25 protein-coding genes and 1 riboswitch are annotated in these 25,653 nt (G+C 57.8%); of the genes, 7 read left to right on the forward strand and 18 right to left on the reverse strand.

Annotated features, from left to right (window positions below; translation table 11 throughout):
• Window positions 1–38 precede the first annotated feature (38 nt).
• Window positions 39–914, reverse strand: coding sequence for a DUF2726 domain-containing protein (locus WJM78_RS13360; RefSeq protein WP_339009813.1), 876 nt, complete (start codon window positions 912–914; stop codon window positions 39–41).
• A gap of 189 nt (window positions 915–1,103) precedes the next feature.
• Between WJM78_RS13360 and WJM78_RS13365 the strand changes: the two genes are divergently transcribed.
• The 3 genes from WJM78_RS13365 (at window position 1,104) to ppx (ending at window position 5,241) form a co-directional block, all read left to right on the forward strand.
• Entirely contained in the window at window positions 1,104–1,616 is a 513-nt protein-coding gene (locus WJM78_RS13365) for a glycine cleavage system protein R (RefSeq protein WP_042036456.1), read from the forward strand.
• A gap of 75 nt (window positions 1,617–1,691) precedes the next feature.
• Window positions 1,692–3,761, forward strand: coding sequence for a polyphosphate kinase 1 (ppk1, locus tag WJM78_RS13370; RefSeq protein WP_042036455.1), 2,070 nt, complete (start codon window positions 1,692–1,694; stop codon window positions 3,759–3,761).
• Window positions 3,751–5,241, forward strand: a complete 1,491-nt coding sequence (gene ppx / locus WJM78_RS13375; protein ID WP_339009816.1) for an exopolyphosphatase — start codon at window positions 3,751–3,753, stop codon at window positions 5,239–5,241. Before ppk1 ends, ppx begins: the two co-directional genes overlap by 11 nt.
• A gap of 82 nt (window positions 5,242–5,323) precedes the next feature.
• On the opposite strand, the gene mgtE is transcribed toward ppx, so the two are convergent.
• The 14 genes from mgtE to WJM78_RS13445 all read right to left on the reverse strand — a co-directional run bounded on the left by mgtE (window position 5,324) and on the right by WJM78_RS13445 (window position 19,777).
• Window positions 5,324–6,667 (reverse strand): magnesium transporter, encoded by a 1,344-nt coding sequence (gene mgtE / locus WJM78_RS13380; protein ID WP_275929950.1) that lies wholly within the window; start codon window positions 6,665–6,667, stop codon window positions 5,324–5,326.
• Between the two features lie 122 nt (window positions 6,668–6,789).
• Window positions 6,790–6,959: riboswitch (M-box (ykoK) riboswitch) on the reverse strand.
• 217 nt (window positions 6,960–7,176) lie between these two features.
• On the reverse strand, window positions 7,177–8,385 hold the full coding sequence (gene flgL / locus WJM78_RS13385; RefSeq protein ID WP_287147854.1) for a flagellar hook-associated protein FlgL: 1,209 nt from the start codon (window positions 8,383–8,385) through the stop codon (window positions 7,177–7,179).
• Window positions 8,386–8,389: 4 nt separating this feature from the next.
• Entirely contained in the window at window positions 8,390–10,387 is a 1,998-nt protein-coding gene (locus WJM78_RS13390) for a FlgK family flagellar hook-associated protein (RefSeq protein ID WP_339009819.1), read from the reverse strand.
• Between the two features lie 3 nt (window positions 10,388–10,390).
• Window positions 10,391–11,464 carry a flagellar assembly peptidoglycan hydrolase FlgJ gene (gene flgJ, locus WJM78_RS13395; protein WP_287146764.1) on the reverse strand — a complete coding sequence of 358 codons (1,074 nt, stop codon included), beginning with the start codon at window positions 11,462–11,464 and terminating at the stop codon, window positions 10,391–10,393.
• A 43-nt stretch (window positions 11,465–11,507) separates the two neighbouring features.
• Entirely contained in the window at window positions 11,508–12,605 is a 1,098-nt protein-coding gene (locus WJM78_RS13400) for a flagellar basal body P-ring protein FlgI (RefSeq protein WP_042036444.1), read from the reverse strand.
• Window positions 12,606–12,613: 8 nt separating this feature from the next.
• Complete coding sequence (gene flgH, locus WJM78_RS13405) at window positions 12,614–13,285, reverse strand: flagellar basal body L-ring protein FlgH (RefSeq protein ID WP_108536316.1); 672 nt, start codon at window positions 13,283–13,285, stop codon at window positions 12,614–12,616.
• 60 nt (window positions 13,286–13,345) lie between these two features.
• Window positions 13,346–14,134, reverse strand: coding sequence for a flagellar basal-body rod protein FlgG (gene flgG / locus WJM78_RS13410; protein WP_042036440.1), 789 nt, complete (start codon window positions 14,132–14,134; stop codon window positions 13,346–13,348).
• 14 nt (window positions 14,135–14,148) lie between these two features.
• Window positions 14,149–14,895 carry a flagellar basal-body rod protein FlgF gene (gene flgF / locus WJM78_RS13415; protein ID WP_108537809.1) on the reverse strand — a complete coding sequence of 249 codons (747 nt, stop codon included), beginning with the start codon at window positions 14,893–14,895 and terminating at the stop codon, window positions 14,149–14,151.
• A 145-nt stretch (window positions 14,896–15,040) separates the two neighbouring features.
• Complete coding sequence (gene flgE, locus WJM78_RS13420) at window positions 15,041–16,372, reverse strand: flagellar hook protein FlgE (RefSeq protein WP_275929955.1); 1,332 nt, start codon at window positions 16,370–16,372, stop codon at window positions 15,041–15,043.
• A gap of 10 nt (window positions 16,373–16,382) precedes the next feature.
• Window positions 16,383–17,126, reverse strand: a complete 744-nt coding sequence (locus WJM78_RS13425) for a flagellar hook assembly protein FlgD (protein WP_339009826.1) — start codon at window positions 17,124–17,126, stop codon at window positions 16,383–16,385.
• Between the two features lie 16 nt (window positions 17,127–17,142).
• Entirely contained in the window at window positions 17,143–17,562 is a 420-nt protein-coding gene (gene flgC / locus WJM78_RS13430; protein WP_339009828.1) for a flagellar basal body rod protein FlgC, read from the reverse strand.
• Window positions 17,562–17,960: a flagellar basal body rod protein FlgB gene (flgB, locus tag WJM78_RS13435; protein WP_108537813.1), complete on the reverse strand. Its 399-nt coding sequence runs from the start codon at window positions 17,958–17,960 to the stop codon at window positions 17,562–17,564. The genes flgC and flgB overlap by 1 nt, the downstream gene beginning before the upstream one ends.
• A gap of 62 nt (window positions 17,961–18,022) precedes the next feature.
• Window positions 18,023–18,847, reverse strand: coding sequence for a CheR family methyltransferase (locus WJM78_RS13440; protein ID WP_042036433.1), 825 nt, complete (start codon window positions 18,845–18,847; stop codon window positions 18,023–18,025).
• 18 nt (window positions 18,848–18,865) lie between these two features.
• Window positions 18,866–19,777, reverse strand: coding sequence for a chemotaxis protein CheV (locus tag WJM78_RS13445; protein WP_339009832.1), 912 nt, complete (start codon window positions 19,775–19,777; stop codon window positions 18,866–18,868).
• Between the two features lie 222 nt (window positions 19,778–19,999).
• Between WJM78_RS13445 and flgA the strand changes: the two genes are divergently transcribed.
• The 3 genes from flgA to WJM78_RS13460 all read left to right on the forward strand — a co-directional run bounded on the left by flgA (window position 20,000) and on the right by WJM78_RS13460 (window position 21,429).
• Entirely contained in the window at window positions 20,000–20,605 is a 606-nt protein-coding gene (flgA, locus tag WJM78_RS13450; RefSeq protein WP_275929972.1) for a flagellar basal body P-ring formation chaperone FlgA, read from the forward strand.
• A gap of 87 nt (window positions 20,606–20,692) precedes the next feature.
• The gene (flgM, locus tag WJM78_RS13455) at window positions 20,693–21,016 is read left to right on the forward strand and encodes a flagellar biosynthesis anti-sigma factor FlgM (protein WP_339009834.1); all 324 of its coding nucleotides are present in this window, start codon (window positions 20,693–20,695) and stop codon (window positions 21,014–21,016) included.
• Window positions 21,013–21,429, forward strand: a complete 417-nt coding sequence (locus WJM78_RS13460) for a flagella synthesis protein FlgN (protein WP_042036429.1) — start codon at window positions 21,013–21,015, stop codon at window positions 21,427–21,429. Before flgM ends, WJM78_RS13460 begins: the two co-directional genes overlap by 4 nt.
• A gap of 65 nt (window positions 21,430–21,494) precedes the next feature.
• On the opposite strand, the gene yfcE is transcribed toward WJM78_RS13460, so the two are convergent.
• The gene (gene yfcE / locus WJM78_RS13465; RefSeq protein WP_339009838.1) at window positions 21,495–22,037 is read right to left on the reverse strand and encodes a phosphodiesterase; all 543 of its coding nucleotides are present in this window, start codon (window positions 22,035–22,037) and stop codon (window positions 21,495–21,497) included.
• 10 nt (window positions 22,038–22,047) lie between these two features.
• Window positions 22,048–23,685 carry a peptide ABC transporter substrate-binding protein gene (locus WJM78_RS13470; RefSeq protein WP_339009840.1) on the reverse strand — a complete coding sequence of 546 codons (1,638 nt, stop codon included), beginning with the start codon at window positions 23,683–23,685 and terminating at the stop codon, window positions 22,048–22,050.
• A gap of 238 nt (window positions 23,686–23,923) precedes the next feature.
• Between WJM78_RS13470 and WJM78_RS13475 the strand changes: the two genes are divergently transcribed.
• Window positions 23,924–24,823 carry a DMT family transporter gene (locus WJM78_RS13475; RefSeq protein WP_108536429.1) on the forward strand — a complete coding sequence of 300 codons (900 nt, stop codon included), beginning with the start codon at window positions 23,924–23,926 and terminating at the stop codon, window positions 24,821–24,823.
• Window positions 24,824–24,960: 137 nt separating this feature from the next.
• On the opposite strand, the gene rsuA is transcribed toward WJM78_RS13475, so the two are convergent.
• Window positions 24,961–25,653: a 16S rRNA pseudouridine(516) synthase RsuA gene (gene rsuA / locus WJM78_RS13480; protein ID WP_339009842.1), complete on the reverse strand. Its 693-nt coding sequence runs from the start codon at window positions 25,651–25,653 to the stop codon at window positions 24,961–24,963.

A 25,653-nucleotide genomic window follows, 5' to 3' on the forward strand; every position in this document is an offset into this window, starting at 1 on the left:
TTCCCGGCCCCATGACAGGGTCGGGAACGACGACAGGGTCAGTGACGGGCGTTCGTGTGGGGCGTGGCGTAGCGGCACTCGGGGAAGCGACTGCAAGCCATGAACAGGCGTCCGGCATGAGGCCCTTTTTTGGCCTCCCGTTCGACCAGCGGGGCATCGCAGCGAGGGCAATGAGGTGCCTGGTGCGAGTGATCCTCTTCTTCGTCATCCACCTCGGCAAACAGGTTGTCCACCAACTCGCTGTCTGTGGCAGAGACCAGGGCACTCCTGACCGGGGCCGTAACGGTCGACATGCTCGAGAAACTGGAAGACGAGCGTCCACCATGACGGGTCTCTTCCGTGTCGACGCCATCGAGCAACAGGGGGCTGAAGGTCGGCTCGCGGCGCTCGCCCGGCATCAGATCATCGGCCAGCGGTGCGGTCGTCTTGTTCAGCAGCGGCAGGATCAGATCCCGCACCGCTTCTACCTCATAGTGGCTGCTTGCCGGGATCTGCAGCAGCGGCAAACCGGCGCTGTCGCACGCGGCCTTGAGGAAGCTGTCCCTGGCTCTGCGCTTCTGCTGGCGGTGGGAACTGTCATCGAGTTCGATGGCGCAAATAAAGGAGAGATCAGCCGGATGGCAGAGCAGGTACTCCAGATGCTTGGCGCTGATCTTGTTGAACGCCTGCTGCCACTTGCTCTTGCCCATGCCCGCCTCCGGGGTCAGTACATCGGCCACCCGCACCTTGGCAAACACCCGGGCCTTGTCACCGACCGCGAGATCCAGCACGCCGAGGAAGGCGCGCTCGGCCGGACTGAACAGGGTCTCCTGCACATCATAGGGCAACGGCTTGCCTTTCTTGCCTCGGGTCCAGAAGACCACCAGCAGGAGCAGCACCAACAACACCAATCCCGATACGACAAGGGTATTCATGAGCGCACTATCCAGTTCACAAAACAAAAGAGGGGTATCACTCTACCACAGGGGCCCAGTGGCAGGCAGCGCTGAAACATAGCCCCCTCCCGAATCTGCGTTTTTCACCCTGTTTACGCCGGGCAGGGCTTCATATGGCCTGTCACAGCAGGCACAATGCTACAGAAACCCAATTCCAAGGAGAGCAGGATGCAAAAGCAATTGGTCGTGACCGTGATCGGCACAGACAAACCCGGCATAGTCGAAAGTCTGGCGGATGTCATCACTCGGCAGCAGGGGAACTGGCTGGGCAGCGCCATGAGCGAGCTGGCGGGACAGTTTGCCGGTATCCTCCATGTGACCGTGCCCGAGGAGCACTACCGCAGCCTGTGCGAAGCGCTGGCCCTGCTGCCCGGCCTCACCATCAGCTTTGCCGAAGGGACACCCACCGCCGAACCGTCCCATCAGGTGATGATGACGGTGACCGGCAACGACCGCCCCGGTATCGTCCGTGAAATGGCCAGCATATTGCGCCAGCTCAACATCAACGTGTCCGACCTCACCACGGGTTGCGAACCGGCTCCCCACTCCGGCGCCCCGCTCTTCTATGCCCATGCCCTGGTGGCCCTGCCGCCCCAGCTCGAACTCGACGATCTGATCACCGCGCTGGAGTCGCTCTCCGACGATCTGATGGTCGACATAGACCAGGCGTTCGCCGACTGAGCGGATGGTCATCACCCTGTCATATTTTCACGCCATTACTGCCGCGCAGACGCGACCTGACCACGGAGGCATCACATGAGCACCGACAAGCAGTATGAAGAGAAAGAGCTGAGCTGGCTCTCATTCAATGAACGGGTGTTGCAAGAGGCAATGGACAAGACGGTGCCCCTCATAGAGCGGGTCCGTTTCTTGGGGATCTTCTCCTCCAATCAGGATGAGTTCTTCAAGGTACGGGTGTCGGACGTCAAGCGCCGCATCCTGATCAACGAAGTGCACGGCGGCGAGGACGATGCCAAGGTGTTGCTACGCGCCATCCAGCAGAAAGTGATGGCGCTCGGCGAAGCGTTCGACAACACCTACAAGGAGCTGTTGATAGCGCTCGCCCGTCACAACATCTTTCTGGTCAACGAGAGCCAGATCTCCGAGTCTATCCAACAGTGGCTGCGGGTCTTTTTCAGGGAGAAGGTGCTGCGCCACATCATCCCGATCCTGCTCAACAAGGAGGTCAACCCGGTCAAGTTCCTCAAGGACGAGCACACCTATCTGGCCATAGAAATGAAGAAGAATGGCCAGGTGATCCAGTACGCCCTGGTGGAAGTACCGACCGACGATCTGCCCCGCTTCTTCCAGCTGCCGCCGGAAGGCACTCGCCGCAAGAAGCAGATCATCATACTGGACAACGTCATCCGCTTCTGTCTCGACGAGATCTTCAAGGGCTTCTTCGACTACGACGAGATAGCTGCCTATGCGGTCAAACTGACCCGGGATGCCGAATATGATCTCTCCGACCAGCTGGACCTCAGTCTGGTGGACAAGATGAGTGACGGTTTGAAGCAGCGCCTCACCGCCATGCCGGTACGCTTCGTCTACGAGCGGGAGATGCCCGCCGCCATGATAAGCTTCCTCAAGCTCAAACTGCAGATCAGCTCCTACGACGCCATCATGCCGGGCGGGCGCTATCACAACTTCAAGGATTTCATCGGCTTCCCCAACGTAGGCCGAGATTATCTGGAAAACCCCAAGCTACCTGCCCTCGATTGCCGCGATTTTGACGGTTTCGTCAACGCCTTCGATGCGATTACCAAGCAGGATATTCTGCTCTACTACCCGTATCACAAGTTCCACCACTTCACCGAGCTGGTGCGTCAGGCGGCGTTCGATCCGGCAGTGAGCGCCATTCGCATCAATATCTACCGGGTCGCCAAGAAGTCGCGCATCATCCACTCCCTCATCGATGCCGCCAACAACGGCAAGAAGGTGACCGTCGTCGTCGAGCTGCGCGCCCGTTTCGACGAGGCGGCCAACATCGACTGGGCCAACATTCTCACCGATGCCGGAGTCAAGGTGGTGTTCGGGGTGCCGAGCCTCAAGATCCACTCCAAGCTCTGCCTCATCACTCGCCACGAACATGGCGAGGCGGTGCGCTACGCCCATATCGGTACCGGCAACTTCAACGAGAAGACGGCGAAGATCTACACCGACTTCTCCCTGCTGACCCGCCACCCGGACATCACCGCCGAGGTGGAGGGCGTGTTCGAATACATCGAGTACCCCTATCGGCGCTACAAGTTCAACCACCTGCTGGTCTCCCCCATCAACAGCCGCCGTCAGCTCTATCGACTCATCGATAACGAGCTCTCCAACGCCAAGGCGGGCCAACCCAGCGGCATCACCCTCAAGATCAACAATCTGGTGGACAAGGATCTCATCAACCGGCTCTATGCCGCCGGCCAGGCCGGGGTGCCGATCCAGATGATCATCCGTGGTATGTGCGCCCTGCGCCCGGGTGTGCCGGGCCTCAGTGACAACATCAAGGTGATAAGCATCATAGACCGCTTCCTCGAGCACCCCCGGGTCATGGTGTTCCACAACAAGGGCAACCCCCAGCTCTATATCTCCAGCGCCGACTGGATGAGCCGCAACATCGACGGCCGGATCGAGGTGGGAACCCCCATCTATGATGAGCGCCTCAAGCAGCGCATCATGGACATTCTCGAACTACAACTGAGTGATACCTGCAAGGCACGGGTGATCGATGCCGACCAGCAGAATGCGTATGTGAAGCGGGGCAACCGCCGCAAGATCCGCTCTCAGGTGGCGATTTACGACTATCTCAAACGTATCGAGTCAAACAATGGACAATAGTCTCTATGCCGCCGTGGATCTCGGCTCCAACAGTTTTCACATGGTGATCGCCCACCTGAGCGAAGGACGCTTTCGCATCGTCGATCGCATCAAGGAGCGGGTCCGTCTGGCCGAGGGGATGGATGAGCAGAAGCGGATGAGCCCAGAGGCGATGGCCCGCGGCCTTACCTGCCTGTCGCTGTTTGCCGAGCGCCTCACCAATATCAGGCCGGATCAGATCCGCATTGCCGGTACCTATACCCTGCGCCGCGCCAGCAACGCCCGCGAATTCGTGAGCGAGGCAGCCAAGGTGCTCAACCACCCCATCGAAATTATCAGTGGTCAGGAAGAGGCGCGCCTCATCTATCAGGGCGTTGCCCATACCCAGCATATCGAAGGCCAGGTGCTGGTGGTGGATATCGGCGGTGGCAGCACTGAGCTCATCATAGGGGAAGGCTTCGATCACAAGGCCCTCACCAGCCGCAAGATGGGCTGTGTCAGCTTGACCCAGCGCTTCTTTGCCAACGGCAAGCTGAACGAAAAGGCCTTCCACAGCGCCGTGCTGGAGACCCAGCATCAGCTCGCCCCCATCATCAACCAGTATCGCAAGCTGGGCTGGCAGAGTTGCCTTGGCAGCTCCGGCTCGATTCGAGCCGTGCGCGACGTGCTGCAAGGAGAAGGCTGGACCGATGGCGCCATCACGCTGGCGGGGCTGGAGCGGCTAAAGCAGGAGATGCTCGACCACAAGCGGGCCGATCAGTTGAAGCTCGCTGGCCTGACCGAGGAGCGCAAGGGGGTGTTTGCCGCCGCGGTGACCATACTGCTTGGGCTTTTTACCTCCCTGCCCATTGAACGGATGGAGTATTCGGACGGTGCCCTGCGCGAAGGGCTGCTGTATGAATTCGAGGAGCGCTTGCAGCACCACGACATTCGCGAGCGTACCGCGCTGGCCCTCTCCACCCACTATCACATCGACAAGCGCCAGGCCAACCGGGTCGAGCAGAGTGTGTTGGCCCTGTTCGATGCCCTTAGCGGCCCCTGGCAAATGCCGGAGGAGCCCTATCGCGCGATCCTCGGCTGGGCGGCGCGACTGCACGAGATTGGGCTGGTCATCAACTACAGCGGCATCCAGCGCCACTCCGCCTATATATTGCAGAACACGGATTTGCCCGGCTTCACCCAGGACGATCAGGCCCTGCTGGCAGCCCTGGTAAGGTTTCAGCGCAAGGGGCTCAAGCTCTCCGAGCTCCCTCCCCTGCCCAACCATGACACGCAAACTGTGCTGCGTTGCATTCGTATCCTGCGCCTCGCCGTGGCGGCGCACCACAGGCGTCAGGACAATTTGTTGCCAAAATGGAACGTGCAAGCAGCCGAAGATCAGCTGGTGGTCACCCTGCCGATCGATTGGTGCGACGAGAACCGCCTGCTGATGCAGAACCTGGAGAAAGAGCACCGTTATTGCCAGGAGCAAGGCTGGCCGCTGCTGTTTCAGCTGAGCTGACCCGCCTCTTTGGCAGGCAGACAGGCAAAAAGGCAGCCCAGGCTGCCTTTTTGCTATTTGACTCATCCGCGTCAGGTGCGGGTTACTGCAACTCGGGCAGCAACCACTTGGCCATCTCGAAGTAGATGATGAGACCGGTACCATCCACCAGGGTGGCGATGAAGGGGGCGGACACCACTGCAGGGTCGATGCCAAAGCGGCGCAGCACCATGGGGATAATGGATGCAACTGTGGCGCTCCACAGCACGATGGCGATGATGGTAAAGGTCACCACCATGCCAATCTCGGGGCCGACGCCCAGACTCCATGCCCGCACCCAGGCCGCCATGGCAATGGCCCCCGAGATAAGCAGACCGGTGGAGAGCTCCTTTTTCAGCACAGTGCCAAGGTTGCGCAGACTCACCTCACCGACTGCCATGGCGCGCACTATGGTGGTGGTGATCTGGGTGCCACTGTTACCGCCAGTACCGATGAGCAACGGGATAAAGAAGGCCAACGCGATGGCGGCTTCCAGCTGCTCTTCGAACGCCCGCAGCACTGTGCCGGTATAGGCCTCCGCCACAAACAGGATGAGCAGCCAGCCCACCCGTTTACGCCACAGTTGCCAGGGGGTCGCCTGCAGATAGGGAGTATCGAGCGGCGAGGAACCACCCTGCATCTCGGCATCCTCTGTGGATTCAAGCTCCAGGATGTCGGCGGCATCATCCACATGGAAGATACCCACCAGCTTGCCCTGCTCCTCCACCGGCAAGGTCGAGATGTCACGGTCGATCAGCAGGCGTGCCGCCAGCTCCTGATCCGCCCGGGCGTTGATGCGCACCGTATCCCTGTCCATCAGCTCGCTGACCGGCAGCAGAGGATCCGCTATCAACAAGGATTTGAGCGCTATGCTGCCGAGCAGACGATGCTCGGTGTTGACCACGTAGAGGTGCTGGAATAACTGGGCGTTGTCCCAGGCATCGTGGATCAGCTGCTTGGCACTGCCCACCGTATCCTGATCGCCGATGGCCAAAAATTCATGGCGCATATTGGCTCCAACCGATTCGGTCGGCCAGTCGAGCAGTGAGTAGAAGGTGGACTGCACCGGCTCCGGAAAGCGGGAGAGCAGCATGGTGCGATCGCTACTACCGAGCCGACGCAGTATGTCCAGCATGTCGCGCCGGGGCATGGCCCCTTGCAACAGACCGACTATGCTGGCGTGCAACCGCATCAGCAGACGTCCGGCACACTCGGCCGACAACGAGTTGAGTAGCGCCACCCCCTCGACAATGGGCAGGGTATCGAAGATGCAGTTGAGCTCTTCCGGACGCAGGGTCAGCAGTTGATCGGCACGCTGAACCGGATCCAGATTATTCTCCAGCCAGCCCTGCAGGGCGGCCAGATCGAGCAGTTGATGACGATTGAGTAGAGTCTGTGTTTTCTTCATCACAAATGATCTCATGTGATTTCAGGCAGGGCCTGAGCGCGATCGGATATCCGGTCGCTGTCTGAAAGAAAACAGCAATTTGATTGACGAGTAATAGGCAGGAAATGACGCCGTCCGGCGTGTCATCATCCCCACGTACCAGCTTTAGCACTGTATAACGTATCCGGCATGCCGGAAGCCACTTGGGTTTACACCTTAATCCGATGAAAACTGTCCTGAGCTTGGGCGTCTCTCGACGTCGTGAGATCAGTGGCCTTTGTTTATACAGGAGCCTCGCCTAACGAGATGCTGCAAAAAAATCAGCACAACCCTCTGTTGTGCGGGCCGCATGATTATCGAATGCGCAGTGTGAGTCAACCCGACAGTGAGGGTTAAATAGCCCATTGCAACAGCTTGTTACAATTGGAGAAAAAAGAGGATTTAAACGAGGATATATCATGGCTGGGCAAACAAGATCTGGATGCCCCCTGTTCATCGCGTCCCGAAATGCGCTGAACAGGGGGAAAATATCAACGAATATAGTCAAACAGGGTCAGCTTGCTTATTTTGCTGAAGGAGAGCTGGGAGGCACTCAAGGCTGCATCCTCTTTGGACAATGCAGCAATGACCTCATACAAGTCAGCCTCGGAAACCTTGGCCCTGACCTGCTGATTGAGGGTACTCAGACCCTCGTTCGAACCCAGTACCTGCTCCAGGCTGTTCAGCCTGCCGCCAATTTCACCCAGCCCCTTATCGACATTCAGTCGGGCATTTTTCATGTGGGCAGTGGCATCCGCTACCTTCACCTGAAAATCGTCTGCCGACATAGTGGGATCACGCAAAGCCGTAATGAAATCGGACATACCATCCAGAATGTTGTTGTTCTGGGGCGAGTCCAGCACAAAGTTTTGCGCGGCGCCCCCTGCGGGCAGATCCAGGGTCAACTCCAGACCATTGAAGGGGATCTGGTTACCTGCCACATAGTCACCGCTTTGCAGCAGGGCGCCGCCGCTATCCCTTATCTCATAGGTATCAGGAGCCCCCGCCGCTGTGGTCACCGTGTATTGGTTGCTGGCCAGGGCGGGGTCAAAGTTGATGCGATGAAAGTTGTCGAAGTTACCCTGATCGGCCACTCTGACCTGAATATTGGCGCTGCCCGCACTGCCGGTCCTGCGGGTTGGCACCATTTCAAACAGATTGAAGCCGGAATCATTGGCCGCGATTTGCACCGTCGGAGAGACTTGGATATTGCGCTGGCCTGTATCCCCCTGAAAGACGTAATTGCCGCTGGCATCCTTGATGAAGGGCTGGGTCTTGCTCTGGTTGCCACCAAAAATGAATTCGCCCTGGGAGTTCTTGCTGTTCATCAGATCGAACATCTGCTTTTGCAAGCCTTCCAGCTCGCTGGCGATCGCCTTGCGATCATCTGACTCCACCGCCGAGTTGTTGGCCTTCTGGATCAGAGTCTGGGCACTGGTCATGGCGTTATTGAGCGCGGTCAGCACTGTCTCTGCATGGCCCAGGCTGTTCTCAAGCAAGCTGCCATTCACGCCATACTGCTTGAACAGATCTATCTCCTTGGTCAGCGCCATCTTCTGGCTCATGCCGGAGGGATCTTCTCCCGACGTCTTGAATTTATCTCCACTCTGCAGCTGTTCATAAGCCGTGCTCAATCTTTCATTGGCGTTGTTCAGGGAGGAGATATTCCGGTTATAAACCATGTTGGTGGTAATACGCATGAACTTACCTCACTGATGACAACAGGGTGTCGAAGATGGTCTTGGCCGTACTGACCACCTGGGCCGATGCCGCATAAGACTGCTGGAAGCGGATCAGATTGGCCGCCTCTTCCTCGAGGCTCACACCGGAGACGCTCTCGAAAATATTGGTACTCTGGGTCAATTTTGCCTCGTTGGCCTTGAGCAGCGTCTTGGCCTGGCTGGTGCTGATACCCACCCCGGTCACCAGACCGGAATAGGCCTCGTTGAAGGTCATCTTGTCATTGCTGGTGCCGGTATTGGTGCTCTTGCGCACCAGATCCTTGTTCTGCAGCTCAGCCAGCGCCAGGCCATTGGCGTTATCGGCAAAACCATTTTTGTTATAGCTCAGGGTGAAGCTGTCGTTGGCGGCTACCGTGCCGGTAATGCTGAACTCGTAGCCAGGTGTCTGGGTCGGATCGGCATAGACCTTGGGACCTGGCAGCGGGTTCTCGATGGCAGCCATCAAATTCTGGCCCTTGCTGGAAGCTGGCGCGACCCCGAGGAGGTTGTTGTTCCCGTCATAGACCTTGTAGTTACCGCTGTCGTCGACTTTCACCACCTGGGGTGCCGTCGGATCCAGGGTGTTGGTACCAAAACCCGAACCCGTGCTGGTGTTGAAGATGCCGTTGAACTTGATCTCGGCAGAGCCGTTGTTGCTCTTGTTCTTGTCCGCCTTGAGGGGGGATGCCAGCGCCAGATCCTCGGGACGGGTGACAAGCTGCCCCAAGCTGGCGGCGGCCCGCTTGGTCGGCTGCAGCAGGATGCGATCCCCTGCCGCTGGCGTGCCGGACAGATCAATCTCGATACCATGGCCCGGGAGCTGAAACTTGGCCGGGGGCGTGGTACCGGTCGCCAGCGAGGTACGATTGCCATCCTTGTCGAGGGAGAACACCTCATAACCTGTGGCGCTGCTGAACTGTATCTCGTAATCGAAGGTGGTCACTTCACTACCCTTACCAGGCACGAAATTGACCTTGGCAGCACCTGTACCTGTGTTTTTTTCATAAGGCAGGCCATCGCTGACACCAAGGGAGAAGAGATCCCCCCCCAACTCGTTATCCAGATCCATGCCCAGCTGGTTCTGCTGGTTCATGGCATCGGCCATGGCCGCGGCCAACTGACCCAGTTCGCGCTTGGCCGGCTCCAGATCACCACGAGCGGAGAACAAGCCCCCCACGCCGCCACCAATGCTGCTCTCGTTAATGCGGGTCTTGTTGGTCCCCGCGATCAGCTGCAGCTCGGATTCGCGGGGATCAGGATCACCCGGCACGACGCTGAACTGGGCCACCCCGCTATTGAGCACCAGGGAGTGACCCGTGCTCATATTGATCAGCACGCTGCCATTGGCCTGGGGCATGGTGCGGATCTCCATCTTCTCGGAAAGCTGGCGGATGGCTTCATCCCGCTGATCGGACAGCATCAGGTTCTCTTCCGGCGAGCCCTGAGTACGGATGATGGCCTGGTTCAGATCGTTGATGCTGTTGATGAGGCCATTCACCCGCTGGGTCTCGTCACCTATGGTGGTGTTAATGGTGTCGGTCTGCTTGTCCAGCTGGGACGACAGGGTATGAAAGCGGTTAACCATGCCGCTGAGCTCGCTCAGGGTGATCTTGCGGCCGGCAATATCGGCCGGCGCCTCGTTGGCGGTATGAAACGCCTTGAAATAGGAGGTGATGGCCGTCCCGACGCTGTTGCTGGTGTCCCCCAGCAGGGTATCGGTATTGGAGAGCTGCTCGTAGCGGGTCGCCGAGGCAAAATAGGCGGAGGTGTCGCGCCGCACTTCGCCCTGGGCATAGGCATTGATGACCCGCTCGGTCAGCATGTCGCCCGTGCCCAGACCGACGGAACTGGTATAGATCAGGGTTCGTTCACGCACATAGCCCTGGCTATTGACGTTCACTATGTTGTTACTGGTGGTCTGCAGCAGTCGCTGCTGGGCCATCACACCCGAGGTACCAATTCCAAGCAGATCGCTTGCCATGACTTACAGCTCCATTTCTGTGTGGTTGGTAGCGGAGTAGCCGGCAATGGCATCACTGCGCAATACCTGTTTCAGTTTCCTGGCGTACTGGGGATCCGTCGCATATCCGGCCTGTTGCAAGGCCTCGAAGTAACGGTCCGGGCTGTCCACTTTGGTCAGGGCACCCTTGTAACGAGACCCCGAGGTCAGGAAATCGACATAGTCGTTGAAGCTCTCCTCGAACGACTCGTAAGAGCGAAACGATGCCTTCTGGCGCGAGGCCACCCCTTGCTCATATTCCAGGGTGTTGACCACCGCCTTGGGGCCTTCCCAACGCGGATCGGCCTTGATGCCGAACAGATTGTGGGTCACCTGCCCTTCCCCGTTCTTGATCACCCGTTTACCCCAGCCGCTTTCCAGCGCCGCCTGGGCCACCAGCACCGCCGGGCTCAGCCCCAGCTTGTCCGCCGCCTTCTTGGCAAGTGGCATCAGGCGATTAACGAACTCTTCCGGGGTTTCAAACACTTGCGCTGTCCTGTCCAGCGCCTTGGCCCCCTGCGCGGGCCCCATGGGGGGAATCGTGCGACGGGGGCGATGCGGCACAGCCAGCGGCTGAGCATCGGCACGCATCTCTTTGTTAGCAAAATCTTTGCCAACTTTTGAGGCGGAGATGAGATCGTTTGGGCCAGAGGTGGGGGGCTGGTAGGGTTTGTAGACCCGTTCGGTACGCTGTGGCATCTTGAGCACACGTCCATCGTGACGGGTAAAGGTCTCGGGTGAGAGTTGCTTGGCCACCATCTCGGCCAGCCCCATGCCTCCCTTGCTGGTCATGTCGGCGACCCGCTGTTCATCCAGCATGCCCTCGTAGAACTGGGTGTAGCTGCTGTTCATGGGGTTGTCCTGAGTCAAGGCCTGGTTGGCCTGACGCATGCCCTGAAACAGGGTTTGGGTGAAGATGGACTCGAACTGGCGAGAGGCGGCCATGAGCGCCTCGGCCTTGCCCTCTTTGCTCTGGCTCAGCTGGCGCAGGCGGTCCAGGTTCTTGATATCCTGCACCATCCCCATATTCACGCCGCTGTTGGTGTCAAATTCTGCCATTTTGCTTACCTCATTGCCGCCCGTGGCAACCCCTTGCCGCTTGTTACAGTATGACCAGCTGACCTTCGATAGCGCCCGCCTGTTGCAACGCCTCCAGGATCGCCATCAGATCGCCGGGCGCCACCCCGACCTGATTCACTGCTCGCACCAGATCATCCAGGGTCGCGCCGGTATCGAGCTTGAACATGCGTCCCTGCTCCTGCTGCACATTGATGGTGGAGTTGTTGGTCACCACCGTCTGGCCGTCAGAGAGCGGGTTGGGCTGTGACACCTGCTGATTCTCGGCTATGGTCACCGTCAGCCCGCCGTGGCTGATGGCCGCCGGTTTGAGCCGCACCTGGCTGCCAATGACAATGGTGCCGGTACGGGAGTTGACGATGATCTTGGCGGCCTCGCTGGCCGGGTCTACTTCCAGATTTTCGATGGTGGCGAGGTAGGAGACTCGCTGCCCCGGATCCCGCGGTGCATAGACCTTGACCGAGGTCGCATCGAGCGCCTGCGCCGTGTTGGGGCCCACCAGATCGTTGACCACGTCCGCCAGCCGGCGGGCCGTGGTGAAATCGGGGCGATTGAGGTTAAAGGTGATGGTATCCCCCTGACTAAAGGAGTTCGGTACCTCCCGCTCCACAGTCGCGCCGTTGGCGATACGCCCCACCGTCGGCGTATTGATCACCACCTTGGAGCCATCGGCCCCTTCAGCGCCCAGCCCCCCTACCACCAGACTGCCTTGCGCCACCGCATAGACACGCCCGTCCAGCCCCTTCATGAAGCTTTGCAGCAGGGTGCCACCCCGCAGGCTCTTGGCCTCGCCGATGGCCGATACCGTCACGTCTATGGTCTGGCCAGGCTTGGCGAACGGAGGCAACTCTGCATGAATAGCCACAGGCGCCACGTCCTTGATCTTGGGCCTGATGTTGTCCGGCACCTTGATACCGAAGTTGTTGAGCATGGTGCGGAAGGTCTGCTCGGTGAAGGCGCTGTTCCTCTCGCCGGTACCGGGCAAGCCAACGACCAGACCGTAGCCAATCAGCTGGTTGTTACGTACCCCTTCCACCGAGCTGATGTCCTTGATACGGGAGGCGTGGGCCATTCCCAAGGGCATCAGGCAGCAGATCAGGGTCACAAGACGGAGTGACTTCATAACATCTCCTAGAGCGGCCACCAGGGGCCATTGAAAAAGCTGGTAAGCCACCCCTGCTCCTGACTGTTGGCCAGATCGCCGGTACCGCCGTAATGGATGCGGGCATTGGCGACCCGCTGTGACGACACGCTGTTCTCGGCCGTCACATCTTCGGGGCGGATCATGCCGGTGATCCGGATATATTCGTTGCCATTGTTGAGCATGATCCACTTCTCGCCACGCACGAGCAGGTTGCCATTGGGCAACACCTTGGCCACGCTGACCGAGATATTGCCCTGCAGGCTGTTGCTCTGATCCGCCTTGGCCTGCCCCTTGAAAGCGCTGTTCTGGCCCAGAGATGCCGACAGATCATAAGCGCCAGCCGTGACCGGGACACCGCCCAGGATGACAGGCTCCATGTTCAGCTTATTGTCCTTGCCGCTCTGGGTATTGGCCTTCTTGGAGGCCGAGGTCGACTCGGCCAGCTCTATGGTGATGATGTCACCCACCCTGTGCGCCTTGATGTCCGAATAGATGCTGTTGGCCTGATCCGGTTGAAAAATGGCACCGGTCGGCCTGACGGAGACAGACTCCGATTCCCCGTATACAGGGGAAAACTCGGGGTCATCCGGCTTGGCTGTGTTGAGGGTACTGCTGCAGCCACCCAGCGCCACCAGCCCCAGCATCCATATGGTTTTCATCATGCACCTCCTACCGATGTGCGCGAGACCAAACATGAGTTCATGGTGTCCACCACCCACTTACGTACGCTGGATCAGGAAGGACATCATGCCGTCCACCGCCGAGAGAACCTTGGAGTTCATCTCGTAGACCCGCTGGGCCTGGATCAGGTTGACCAGCTCTTCGGTCACGTTGACGTTGGACGTTTCCAGCATGCCCTGCTTGATGACGCCGAGCCCGTCCGCTCCGGCAGTTCCTTGAATGGGAGCACCACTGGACTGGGTCTCGACAAACATGTTTTCACCCATGGGTTGCAGGCCGGAGGCGTTGACGAAGTCAGAGGTGTTGATCTGGCCCACCACCTGGGATGCGCCATCCCCCTTGAGCTTGACGGATACCTGACCATCCTCTCCCACTGTCACACTCTCGCTGTTCTCGGGGATCTGGATTTCGGGTTGCAGCGGGTAGCCATTGCCCGGGGTGACGATAGTCCCTTCATCATTGAGGGTGAACTGACCGTTGCGGGTATAGGCGGCGCTGCCATCGGGCAACTGGATTTCGAAGTAGCCGCGGCCGCTGATCATCAGGTCCAGCGAGTTGTCCGTGGTCTGTACGTTGCCCTGGCTATGGTTTTTCTGGGTGGCAACAACCTTGGCACCGGCACCCAGCATCAAGCCGGAAGGGAGCTCGGTATCCGCCGACGAACGGCCACCCGGTTGGTTGATATTTTGGTAAAGCAGATCCTCGAAGATGGCCCGTGACTTTTTGAAGCCCACGGTGCTGGCGTTCGCCAGGTTGTTCGAGGTGACCGCAATGTTGGTCTGCTGTGCATCCAAGCCTGTCTTGCTGATCCAGAGTGCAGGGTTCATTTAAAACTCCTTGATTAGCTGATACGCAGCAGCTGGGTTTGAGCTTCGTCGTTCTCTTCCGCGGTCTTCATTATTTTGACCTGGGTTTCGAACTGACGTTGCAACCGGATAAGGTTGGTCATCTCATCGACCACGTTGACGTTGCTGCCCTCGAGCGAGCCGGCGATGAGGCCGACATTGGCCGAGGCGGCTTCATTCTGGCCATCCTTGCGACGAAATAAACCATCCTGCCCCTTCTCCACCGCATCGGCGGCAGGCTTTACCAACTTGATACGCTGGAAATCTTCGGGCAAGTTGGCCGCGGCACCTTCGGGACGACCGCTAATGGTGCCATCCCGATTGATCTCGATCTTTTCCATCGGTAACTGCAGCACGATAGGCTGGCCATCATCGTCCACGACATTGAGACCGGTAGAGGTCTGCAGGTTGCCGGTCGCACTCAGCTGCAAGTTGCCCATCCGGGTATAGGCTTCACCCCCATTGGGATCCTGCACCGCGATCCAGCCCTGACCGTCAACGGCCACGTCAAGATCCCGCCCCGTGGTCATCAGCATGCCATGCTGCAGGTTCTGACCCGGCCGCTCCGTCATGGCGAACACCCGGGATGGCAGCCCTTCGCCAAACGCCTGCATGCTGCGCGCCTGCTCGAAGTCAGACTTGAAGCCGATAGTGTTGGCATTGGCCAGGTTGTTGCCACGCACAGCCAGGCTGTGCATGTTCTCCTTGGCCCCGGACATGGCGATGTAAAGCAGGTGATCCATGGGATCCTCCGTCAAACTGATGACTCTGGAGAGATAACTGCAATTTGAGTGCCAACACCGGTTCATGAATACAAGGGGGGAGATAAAACAGGAGGGAAACGCTCGAAAAAAGGGCGCCGAGGCGCCCTTGTCATCATGAAGTCACTTAACGGATCTGCAGTATGGTCTGCTGCAATGAACTGTTCACTTCCAGCGAGCGGGAGTTGGCCTGGAAGTTACGCTGGGCCGTGATGAGGTTCACCAGCTGGGTGGTCAAGTCCACGTTGGATTGCTCCACCGCTGAAGACTTGATACTGCCCAAGGTACCCGAATTAGGCGTGCCGGGCAGCGCATCACCGGAAAGCAGAGACTGGCGCCAGGAGGTATCGCCGACCTGAGTCAGTCCTTGCGAGTTGGCAAACTTTGCCAGCGCAACCATGGCGACTTTTAACGTCGTCGCATTGCTGTAGGTGGCAGAAACAACACCGTCCGGCGTAATCTCCACCTTGGTCAGATGACCAACAGTAGCGCCATCCTGGGTCAGTTTAGTAACATCGAAAGGGGAGTTGAATTGGGTAACGGTACCGAGACGAATTTCCATTGATTGATCGGGATCCGCACCGTTGGTAATAATCCCGGCCCCCGGGGGCCCTCCTAACACTTCGGTTTTGATCGGAGCAACCGGGGTGGTCGTATCCAATTTGCCACCGTTGGTAAACACCATCTTAATGCCAGTGGGAATGGTACCTCCGGGGCTTACCCCACCCGTAATGTTGATAGGCTTGTCACCCTCATATGCGAACATGCTCCAGGTGCCCGGGTTTAGTGGCTGCCCCTGATTAGCCGGGTCCTCATGGCGAACAAAATATTTGGTGATCACATGGGGGGCGCCGAGCGAATCATAGATCGTCACGGATGTTGAGTTTGCAAAGGTTGTTGAGTCCGTGGGTTTAAAATCGGCGGGGTTTGTTGGCTTGGTTTTCGCTTCAATGCTCAAGTTAAAACTTGCTTCCACCAGCGAGGTCATTTTAGGCTGACCCGCCCGATCCGGTATTTGAATTGGCTTGGTGGCGTTGATGCTGACCGCCTTGGGCGTACCATCCGCGTTAATTTCATAGCCTTGCAGATAGTGGCCCTGATTGTTGACCATATAGCTGTTTTCATTGAGCTTGAAGGCCCCAGCCCGAGTATAGGTACGGTCAAGATTGGTCAGGCCGTCAGAGGTGACGAAAAAACCATTGCCCTGGATCGCCAGGTCCAGGGCGTTGTTGGTAAATTGCAACGCCCCCTGATGAAACTGCTGCGCCACCGCCCCCGTTGCCACCCCGTTGCCGACCTGTGTTTTGGCATTGACAAAAATCGAGTTGGCGTACACATCCGCAAACTCGGCACGGGACTCTTTAAAGCCCATGGTATTGACGTTTGCAACGTTGTTGGCGGTAACGTTCAGATCTTTTTGTGCCGCGTTGACACCGCTCAAGGCATTGTTAAATGACATATCCAGCTCCTTAGATCGATGCTGTAGGCTTGGTCGTTGGTGGTGTGGTCTGGTTGGAATTGGTACCGGCAATCTCCAGGATATCCCCCAGAGAAATGGCCCCAAGTCCTTTCAATTTAACCAGGGTGGGAGAGGTGCCATTACCCAGGGTGACGCTTTCTACTCGCCCATAGGTCAAGGCCGAAATGCTCTCTGATATGCCGGCCACAGTGCCGGTTGCTTTAATCTGGTACTTGCCCTCTTTGACGGGCTTACCGTCCTGGTCGGTCCCATCCCAGCTGAAGGACACGTTACCCTTATGTTCTCCCTCAAGGGAGAAGGACTTGATAACCTGCCCTTTTTCATCTTCAACTGTGATTTTCACGTTCGACATTGTCTTGTCGCCGACAGCGACCACCCCGGAAATCTCGCCATCTTTTTCCAGATAGCCGGTATTGGAGGGGATCAGTACATTCTGCCCCACCAGAGCAGAGGCCTGCAGCGCCTGGCTGGAGGTCATCAAGGTATTCAGATTGCCCATCTGGGTCGACAGACTCGATATCCCTTCCGAGGTCGACATCGATGTCATCTGGGACAGCATCTGGGCATTGTCCACCGGCTTGAACGGATCCTGATAAGAGAGCTGCATGGTCAGCAGCTTCAGAAACGACGCCTGATCCAGCTCTTTCTTTGGCGTTGTCGCATTGTTGGTACTAGAGGTTGGGCCGCCTGCATTACTAGAGGGGTTCCAATAAAGATTATTTATGTCAGACATAATAAAGGCCCTCTATTTACCCTTTGCCAAGCTGAAGCGTCTGCTGCAGCATCTTCTTGGCAGAATCGGCAACCTGCACATTGGTCTGATAACTGCGTGAGGCGTTGATCATGTCTGCCATCTCTTCCACCATGTTGACGTTGGGCTTGAAAATAAAGCCATCCTTGTCAGCCATGGGGTGGCCCGGGTTGTACTCCTTGAGCAAGGGCGCCTCGCTCTCGACAATCCCCTTCACCTCGACCCCGACGGATGCCTGCTTGTCTGACATGGCCCGATCCAGCTGAGCGGCAAAAATTGGCCGCCTGGCATGGTAAGTATTTTCCACACTGGAGCTGACGCTGTCGGCGTTGGCCATGTTGCTGGCCACCGTGTTGAGTCGAACAGACTGTGCACTCATGGCCGAGCCTGCAATGTCAAAGACCTTGAACAAACTCATTACTGTTCTCCTTTCAGCGCCTTCAGCAGGCCACTGATCTTGCTATTCATAAACTCAAGGGAGGTCTGGTACTCAAGGCTGTTACGCAAAAACTCGCTGCGCTCCTGCTGCACATCTACCGTGTTGCCATCACCGGTGTCGGGCTGCAGGGGATTGCGGTACTGCGTCAGGCCTGGGGCATCCGACTGCAAGGCGAAGTGCTTCTCACTGGTCGTCGCCAGGCCGAACCCCTGCCGATGCTGGGCCCCTTCCAGTGCCTGTGAGAAGTTGATATCCCTGGCCTTGAAACCCGGGGTATCCGCATTGGCAATGTTGCTGGACAACACCTCTGCACGCTTGGAGCGAACGCTCAGCGCGTATTGATGAATACCAAATGCCTTGTCGAATGAAATTGCCATAGCACACCTCCTGCTTGATAAATTATTAGCAAGAGGCGTGCCAAAGGGGATTTAGGCGGGGATTATTTGACTTTGTAGATGATACCGGGATTGCAGCGGACCATTTCGAACTTGTCGGTCAGACCGGCCAGTGACTCGGAAGCCCCCAGCATCAGATAACCACCGGGATTGAGACTGCCGGCGAACTGGTTGAGGATCTTGGACTTCACTTCCGGTGCAAAATAGATGAGTACGTTGCGGCAGAAGATGATGTCGAACTTGCCGAGCAGGCTGTAGCTCTCCAGCAGATTCAGTGGCCGGAAGGTGGTCAATTTTCTGACACGCTCCACCACCCGCATCTTGTTGTCACCATAAGGTTCGAAGAACAGCTTCTTGCGCTCCGGCGACAGGCCTCGGGCCAGCGCCAGGCTGTCGTACACCCCTTCCTTGCACTGGTTTAGCATAGTGCTGGAAATATCTGTGCCCACGATCTGCACGCCACCGGGCAAGGTACCCGGCTTCTTGACCTGCTGCTCCAATGCCGTCATGGCGATGGAATAGGGCTCCTGACCGGATGAGGACGCGGCCGACCAGATTTTGATCGGACGGCCGCTCTTGCCAAGCTCAGGAAAAATCTTGTCCGTCAGCAACTGAAATGGATAAGTATCCCGAAACCACAGGGTTTCGTTGGTAGTCATGGCATCAACCACTGCCATTTTCAGGTCGCGCTCACGCACACTCATCGCTCGCGTAACCAGATCAGACAAACTCTCAATACCAAACTGAGTCATCAAGGGCGAAAGCCGACTCTTGACCAGATACTGTTTGTTGTCACCCAGCACGATCCCGCTCTGTACTGCCAGAAAGTTGCTGAATTGTTTGTATAAGTCGTCCGAAAGTGTCTTCATGCAGTTTGTTCTTCTTGATTAGAGTGCGCCTTGTACGGCCTTGGCCAATTCATCCGGCTGGAATTTGGCAATGAAATTGTTCGCACCGACTTTCTGCACCATGGCCTGATTGAACACCCCACTGAGGGATGTGTGCAGAATAACATGTAAGTCCTTGAGATTGGGATTGTTGCGGATCTCGGCGGTAAAAGTATAACCGTCCATTTCCGGCATCTCGATGTCCGAGATCACCAGGGCAATTTGATCCTTGATGGGGCCATTCTTGGCCATCTCCAGCAACATGTTGAGCGCCTCGCGCCCATCCTTGGCCAGCACGCACTGTACACCGATAGCCTCGAGGGCCCGCTGGACCTGTTTGCGAGCAACAGAAGAGTCATCTGCCACCAGCACGGGACGACCATGGGTATTGTGCTCGATACTGGCATCCACCAGCTCGGCACTCACCTCGGTCGACACCGGAGATATCTCGTTGAGGATACGTTCAACGTCCAGGATCTCCACCAGCTCGCCATCTACCTCGGTGACCGCCGTCATGTAGTTGATGCGACCAGCCCCTTTTGGGGGGGGCAGAATGGATTCCCAGTTCATGTTGATGATGCGCTCGACCGAGTGCACCAAAAAGCCCTGCACGGAACGGTTGTACTCGGAAATGATGATAAAGCACTTGCTCAGATCCTCGATGGGACGCTTGCCCACCGCCATGCTGAGATCGATCACCGAAATGGTCTGGCCACGGATATGGGCAACCCCGCGAATGCAGGAGTTCAACTTGGGCATGACGGTCAATAAGGGACATTGCAACACTTCACGCACTTTGAATACGTTGATGCCAAATCTTTGACGTCCATTGAGACGAAACAACAACAACTCCAACCTGTTTTGTCCCACCAGCTGGGTACGTTGGTTGACCGAGTCCAGAATACTGGCCATAAACACTCCCTAAAAACGCTTGGCACTAATCATGCATGCGTGTTGGCTTACGTCAGACTATCAATGTCACTACAAACGAATTCTGAAGCAAGCATAGTTAAATGTGGTGATACGCGTGAACAACTTATCGGCCTGCGAGCGAAAATGATTAGTAGACTTTTCCTCATCTTACTGCTGTTTTGCGGCATATCTCACACCACGGCTTCCGAGGTGACCAGCTATCTGCAAGAAATGGCGCAAGAGTTTGTGCTAGGCCAGCTCGATATTCCGCTCGACGCCCAGGCGCAGGTGCTAGCAGCCTCCATCGATGACCGTCTGCCTCTGAGCCGCTGCGAAGAGCATCTGACCATCAGTTTTCCCGCCAGGATGGAGGTGCGTCGCAACACCACTGTCTACCTCAAATGCGAGGAGGATAAACCTTGGGATCTCTATCTGCCGGTTCGGGTCAGCATACAAAAGCCCTATGTGACCGTCTCAGCGCCGGTGGCCAAGGGCGACATCCTCAGCGAAAGCATGCTGACACTAGCCTATCAGGATCAGACGCTGATCCGGGGTGACTATCTCAGCGATCCGACCCCCCTGATAGGCGTGCGTAGCAAGCGGGAGCTCAAACCGGGTCAGCCCATACGGCTCACCCAGGTCTGCGTGGTGTGCAAAGGCGATCAAGTCACACTCAGTGCAGAAAATAGCAGCATGCAAATCAAAACCATGGCCCGAGCCTTGCAAGATGGTAGCTTCGGAGACATGATCAAACTCGTCAATATTCGTTCAGGAAAAACGGTGCAGGGAAAAGTCAGCGCAGTCGGTACCGTGGTGGTCACTTTCTGAATGTTTTAGGCCACTTTTTTCTAAAGTTCTGACGACCGTCACCGATAAACAGGTAAGCGAACAGCAAAGCAGACGAAGGTAAATAACATGGCTATCAACAATATCAATAACCTAGCGAACAATCGGTTGCAAAACACCGGTAGCAGCCTGGGTGCCAATACCAAACCAGCGACCTCATCCCCCGACAACCGTGCGGCTACCGTCAGGACCGACTCCGTCTCCTTGACCAATGAGGCGCAGCAATTGCAACAGGTGCAGAAAAACCTCAACTCAGCCTCTACTACCGGCAATGAAAGCCGGGTCGAGAGCTTGAAGAAAGCCGTGGCCAATGGTGAATATCAGGTCAACAGTGAAGCTGTGGCCAAGAAGATGTTCAGCTTTGAATCCAATCTGGACAAGCTGCTGGGATGATGGATTTACCTTCGCTGCTGCATACCCAAGACGAATACCTCTCCCAGATGCAAGGTTTGCTGGGGGAGGAATTTAACCTGCTCAAACAGCACCAGGCACTGGCGCTGCCTGAGCTGGCAGAGCGCAAGCAGAAACTGCTTGCCGATATTGAAGTGCTGGATCAGACCCTGGCCCAGCTGCCCGATCTGCAACAACAGCTGAACGCTTTTCCCGAGAAGATGCATCTCCTGCGTGAAAAACTCGATGCCTGCCAGGAACAAAATGACCTCAATGGCCGCCTGCTCGAACTCAGCATCGTATCCAACCGACGCCTGGCAAGCTTCCTGAGCAAGTTGCGTGATCGCAACTCCCTGACCTATGACGCCAAGGGCAATACCCGCTCAGGTACTCGCTCATTCGGCATAAAGGCCTGACTTCTCTCTTCTCACTTTCAGTTTCCCCTTACAGCCGTCCCTAATCTGCACCCTCGCCACACACCTTACAAGTTCAGACGCAGCAAGGCCTCGCTATCCGCACAGGCATGGATGCCCAATACACCGTCTTCATAGCGGCCATAGGTTGCCGCCAGCTCTGCACGTGGAAAACAGATGGATCCCGGATTCATCAGCACCAGCTCCCCTTCTCGCTGCAACACGGGCATATGGGTATGACCGCTGATAAACAAGCTGCCTGCCGGCAGCGGCACCGCCTCCGGGCGATAGAGATGACCATGGCTGACAAACCAGCGTCGGCCATCCACCAGCAACTGGTTGTAGGGGGCCATCATGGGGAAATCCAGCAGCATCTGATCCACTTCCGAGTCGCAATTACCACGCACCGCCATGATTTGCGGCGCCAGCTGATTAAGCCGCTCGGCCACAGCCGCGGGGGCATAACCCGGCGGTACCGGATTGCGCGGGCCGTGGTTGAGCACGTCGCCGAGCAACAGATAGTGATCAGGCTGCCAGGTGGAAAGCTGGTCAAGCACCAGCTCCAGGGCACTCAGGCTGCCGTGCAGGTCCGACATAATGGCAATCTTCATCGCTCGTTCCTCACGGCTGACTGAAATAGAGATCCTTGGTGGCGATCGCCCCCTTGAGATTCTGAACGGGCAAGCCACGCAGGGTGGGATCCACCAACCGCATCTGGTTGTAGTGATAGATGGGAATGGCGGGCATCTCATCCATCAGCAACTGTTCGGCCTGTTGGTAGAGCCCGACCCTGACGTTACCATTCAGGGTATCCGAGGCCTGCTGCAACAAGCCGTCAAAGGCCGGATTGCAGTAGCCACTCTCGTTCTGGGGATCTTGGCAACGGAAGCTGTTGAGCATGGATGAAGGCTCCACGTAATCCCCGAACAGGAAGGAGCGAGCCAGCATGAAGTCCCCGCTGTCTTTGGCCACCTGATAGGCGTTCCACTCCATGTTATTGAGCACGACTTCCACCCCCAGCGGCTTCCACATAGCGGCCACCGCCAACGCCAGCTTCTTGTGATTTTCCGAGGTGTTGTAAGTCAGCGTCAGCTTGAGGGGATGAGCGCTGTTGTAACCCGCCTGCGCAAGCAGCGCGGTCGCCTCTGCAAGCCGGGTTGGCTGATCCTGCAAGGCCAGCGGTGAGCTCAGCGCCTCATAGCCCGGCATGGTGGGCAGCAGTGACCAGGCAGCTTGTTCACCCTGACCGCTGACCTTCTCGGTCAGCACATGTCGGTCTATGGTCATCGCCAGCGCCTGGCGCACCCGCACATCCTGCAACTCGGGGCGACGCAGGTTGAAGGTATAAAGATAGGTGCCGAGCAGCGGCAGGCTCCAGATCCGCTCGGGGGTCGCTTCCTTGGTCTTCTGGTAATACTCCTGTGCCACCTTGTTGGTGAGCTGGATCTCGCCCGCCTCATAGTGCAGCCGCTCGGCGTGTTGGGAGGCAAGCGGCAGATAGGTGACCCGCTGGATCCGGGTATGGGCATCATCCCAATACTGGGCGTTGCGCTCTGCCTCGATGCGCTCGTTGGGCACCCAGTTCACCAGCTTGTAGGCGCCGTTGCTGACCAGCTTGCCCGGCTGGGTCCACTGCTTGCCAAACTGGTTGATAGCCTTCTCGTTAACCGGTACGAAGGGACGCTGACTGACCAGCTGCAAGAAGTAGGGCACCGGCCGCTCCAGAGTCACTTTCAGGATCTGCTCGCTCTCGGCCTCCACCCCCAGGGTATTGAGATCCAGCGCCCCTGCGTAGATGGACTGGGCATTGTTGATACCGGTCGCCAGCAACAGCCCGGCGGAAGGTGAGCCCTGCGCCGGATCCAGCAGTCGCCGCCAGGCATAGACAAAGTCCTGCGCGCCGAGCGGCTCACCGTTGGACCACGTGAGCTGCGGGCGCAGGAAGAAGCGCCAGACCAGCCCATCGTCACTGCTCTCCCAGCGCTGGGCCTGAGCCGGCACTATCTTGCCCTGACCATCTTCGCTCACCAGCCCCTCGAACAAGTCCACCAGCACGACCTCACCCGGAAAACCGGATCGGATCTGGGCCGGGTCGAGGGATTCCGGCTCGGCGCCATTGCCCTTGACCAGGGTCTGGCGGTCCGACAACACGGGCTCTTGGGACACAGTGGTGGCCTGCAATGAAGGGGCCATCAACAGGCCCAGCAGCAAGGGAGAGAGCCAGCGGCGGGCGGGCCGGGAAGCGGGGCACAAAACCATGACATACACCTCGTTCAATTCACTTTATTTCAAGAAGGGGGAAGGCCGGCAGCGCGCCTGAATACGAATGCATGATGCTGCGCTTGTTATCCCCAAAGACGCCCCGTATTGTATCGGGCTTGCTCAAGAGATGGAGTCTTGCGGGCGATTTTTTTCCGTAGTTTTTATGAGGTGCGAGTGGCTGTCGCCGGTAACGGCCTGATGCGTCTTTCATCTGGCTACATTTTCAGGAGTTGTTATGGGGTATGAGTGGCTGGCGCTGGCAGCGGCCAGTTTGTGGGCAGTGGCGGCCCTGATCTCCGTCAAACCGGCCCGTCACCTGGGGGCTTTTGCCTACAGCCGCTGGCGCATGTTTCTGGTCAGCCTGATGCTGGGCTCCGTCAGCCTCGCCACCGGCGGCTGGCAATCTCTCACCGAGAGCGCCCTGCCCCTGCTGGCATTGTCGGGCCTTATCGGCATCTTCGTCGGCGATACCGCCCTGTTTGCCTGCATGAACCGGTTGGGCCCCAGGCGCAGCGGCTTGCTGTTCTCCTGCCATGCTCTCTTCTCCGCCCTGCTCGGCCTCTGGTTGTTTGGCGAGCAGCTCGGTGGCTGGCGACTGGTGGGGGCCTTGCTGGTGTTTGCCGGCGTCATGCTCGCCATTTTGTTCGGCCGGCGTGGCGGCAATGAACACAACGAGTGGGAACAGGTGCGCGGGCATCTCGCCATAGGCATAGGTCTGGGTCTGACGGCCGCCTTCTGTCAGAGTCTGGGCGCCATCATCGCCAAGCCAGTGATGATGAGTGGCAGCGTGGATGCAGTGAGCGCTTCCGGCATCCGCATGGGCAGCGCCCTGTTGGCCCACTGCACCTTGCGGGCGCTGCGGGTACCGCTGTCACTGCCGCACAACCCCATTAACCGTCAGGTACTGGGGATGATTGGTATCAACGGCTTCCTGGCGATGGCCATGGGGATGACGCTCATCCTGGTCGCCTTGCGTCAGGGAGACGTCGGCATGGTGGCGATCCTCTCCTCCACTACGCCTGTCATTCTGCTGCCCCTGCTGTGGTGGCACTCGGGCCAGCGCCCCTCCCTCACGGCCTGGGCGGGCGCCCTGCTGGCCACACTGGGTACGACCATGGTGCTGGGGGCGGGCTAACGCGGCTTAACGTCAGCGCCGGGGTTAACACCCCAAGCCGCATGTACTTCGCTATTCGCACCCTCGACCAGAGGTGAGCTGCAGCGTCGATTAGCCCCGTCGCAGCATCACCGGACTTTCGTTGCCGAGTCGGGTGACTAGAACTGGGCGATTTCCTCGGCCGTCAGCTCGCGGTACTCGCCCGGTGCCAGCGCGTCATCCAACGTCAGTGCGCCGATCCGCTCCCGATGCAACTCCACTACCTTGTTGCCGATGGAGGCAAACATCCGCTTCACCTGATGATACTTGCCTTCATGGATGGTGAGGCGTGCCTCGCACTCCCCCAGAATGTCCAGCTGGGCGGGACGGGTCTTCTCGGATTCGTTGCGCAGGAAGACACCATCGGCAAACAGGGAGATGGCATCCTGATGCACCGGGTCGGCCAGCCAGACATGGTAGGTCTTGGCACACTCATGGCGCGGCGAGGTGATGCGGTGGGACCATTTGCCATCGTCGGTGACCAGCACCAGACCCGTGGTGTCAAGATCGAGTCGGCCAACCACGTGCAACTTGCCCATGGCGGGCTCGTCCATCAGGAAGAAGACGGTTGGATGATCCGGATCCTCGTTGGAGCAGACGTACCCTTCCGGTTTGTGCAGCATGAAGTAGCGATTGCGCTGATCCAGCGTCAGCATGACGCCGTCGAATTCGACCTGGCTCTGCTCGTTGATGTGGAAAGCGGGTTGTTTGACCACTATGCCGTCCACCGTGACCTCTCCCTGCCGGATCAGCTTGCCCGCCAGGGACCGGGTCAAATCGGAACAATCGCAAAGAAATTTATCGAGCCGCAT

The organism is Aeromonas popoffii, assembly GCF_037818705.1.
GTDB lineage: Bacteria > Pseudomonadota > Gammaproteobacteria > Enterobacterales > Aeromonadaceae > Aeromonas > Aeromonas popoffii.

Coding starts and splice junctions, on each gene's coding strand:
- WJM78_RS13360 (WP_339009813.1), bottom strand. CDS start 914: ATGAATACCCTTGTCGTATCGGGATTGGTGTTGTTGGTGCTGCTCCTG.
- WJM78_RS13365 (WP_042036456.1), top strand. CDS start 1,104: ATGCAAAAGCAATTGGTCGTGACCGTGATCGGCACAGACAAACCCGGC.
- ppk1 (WP_042036455.1), top strand. CDS start 1,692: ATGAGCACCGACAAGCAGTATGAAGAGAAAGAGCTGAGCTGGCTCTCA.
- ppx (WP_339009816.1), top strand. CDS start 3,751: ATGGACAATAGTCTCTATGCCGCCGTGGATCTCGGCTCCAACAGTTTT.
- mgtE (WP_275929950.1), bottom strand. CDS start 6,667: ATGAAGAAAACACAGACTCTACTCAATCGTCATCAACTGCTCGATCTG.
- flgL (WP_287147854.1), bottom strand. CDS start 8,385: ATGCGTATTACCACCAACATGGTTTATAACCGGAATATCTCCTCCCTG.
- WJM78_RS13390 (WP_339009819.1), bottom strand. CDS start 10,387: ATGGCAAGCGATCTGCTTGGAATTGGTACCTCGGGTGTGATGGCCCAG.
- flgJ (WP_287146764.1), bottom strand. CDS start 11,464: ATGGCAGAATTTGACACCAACAGCGGCGTGAATATGGGGATGGTGCAG.
- WJM78_RS13400 (WP_042036444.1), bottom strand. CDS start 12,605: ATGAAGTCACTCCGTCTTGTGACCCTGATCTGCTGCCTGATGCCCTTG.
- flgH (WP_108536316.1), bottom strand. CDS start 13,285: ATGAAAACCATATGGATGCTGGGGCTGGTGGCGCTGGGTGGCTGCAGC.
- flgG (WP_042036440.1), bottom strand. CDS start 14,134: ATGAACCCTGCACTCTGGATCAGCAAGACAGGCTTGGATGCACAGCAG.
- flgF (WP_108537809.1), bottom strand. CDS start 14,895: ATGGATCACCTGCTTTACATCGCCATGTCCGGGGCCAAGGAGAACATG.
- flgE (WP_275929955.1), bottom strand. CDS start 16,372: ATGTCATTTAACAATGCCTTGAGCGGTGTCAACGCGGCACAAAAAGAT.
- WJM78_RS13425 (WP_339009826.1), bottom strand. CDS start 17,126: ATGTCTGACATAAATAATCTTTATTGGAACCCCTCTAGTAATGCAGGC.
- flgC (WP_339009828.1), bottom strand. CDS start 17,562: ATGAGTTTGTTCAAGGTCTTTGACATTGCAGGCTCGGCCATGAGTGCA.
- flgB (WP_108537813.1), bottom strand. CDS start 17,960: ATGGCAATTTCATTCGACAAGGCATTTGGTATTCATCAATACGCGCTG.
- WJM78_RS13440 (WP_042036433.1), bottom strand. CDS start 18,847: ATGAAGACACTTTCGGACGACTTATACAAACAATTCAGCAACTTTCTG.
- WJM78_RS13445 (WP_339009832.1), bottom strand. CDS start 19,777: ATGGCCAGTATTCTGGACTCGGTCAACCAACGTACCCAGCTGGTGGGA.
- flgM (WP_339009834.1), top strand. CDS start 20,693: ATGGCTATCAACAATATCAATAACCTAGCGAACAATCGGTTGCAAAAC.
- WJM78_RS13460 (WP_042036429.1), top strand. CDS start 21,013: ATGATGGATTTACCTTCGCTGCTGCATACCCAAGACGAATACCTCTCC.
- yfcE (WP_339009838.1), bottom strand. CDS start 22,037: ATGAAGATTGCCATTATGTCGGACCTGCACGGCAGCCTGAGTGCCCTG.
- WJM78_RS13470 (WP_339009840.1), bottom strand. CDS start 23,685: ATGGTTTTGTGCCCCGCTTCCCGGCCCGCCCGCCGCTGGCTCTCTCCC.
- WJM78_RS13475 (WP_108536429.1), top strand. CDS start 23,924: ATGGGGTATGAGTGGCTGGCGCTGGCAGCGGCCAGTTTGTGGGCAGTG.
- rsuA (WP_339009842.1), bottom strand. CDS start 25,653: ATGCGGCTCGATAAATTTCTTTGCGATTGTTCCGATTTGACCCGGTCC.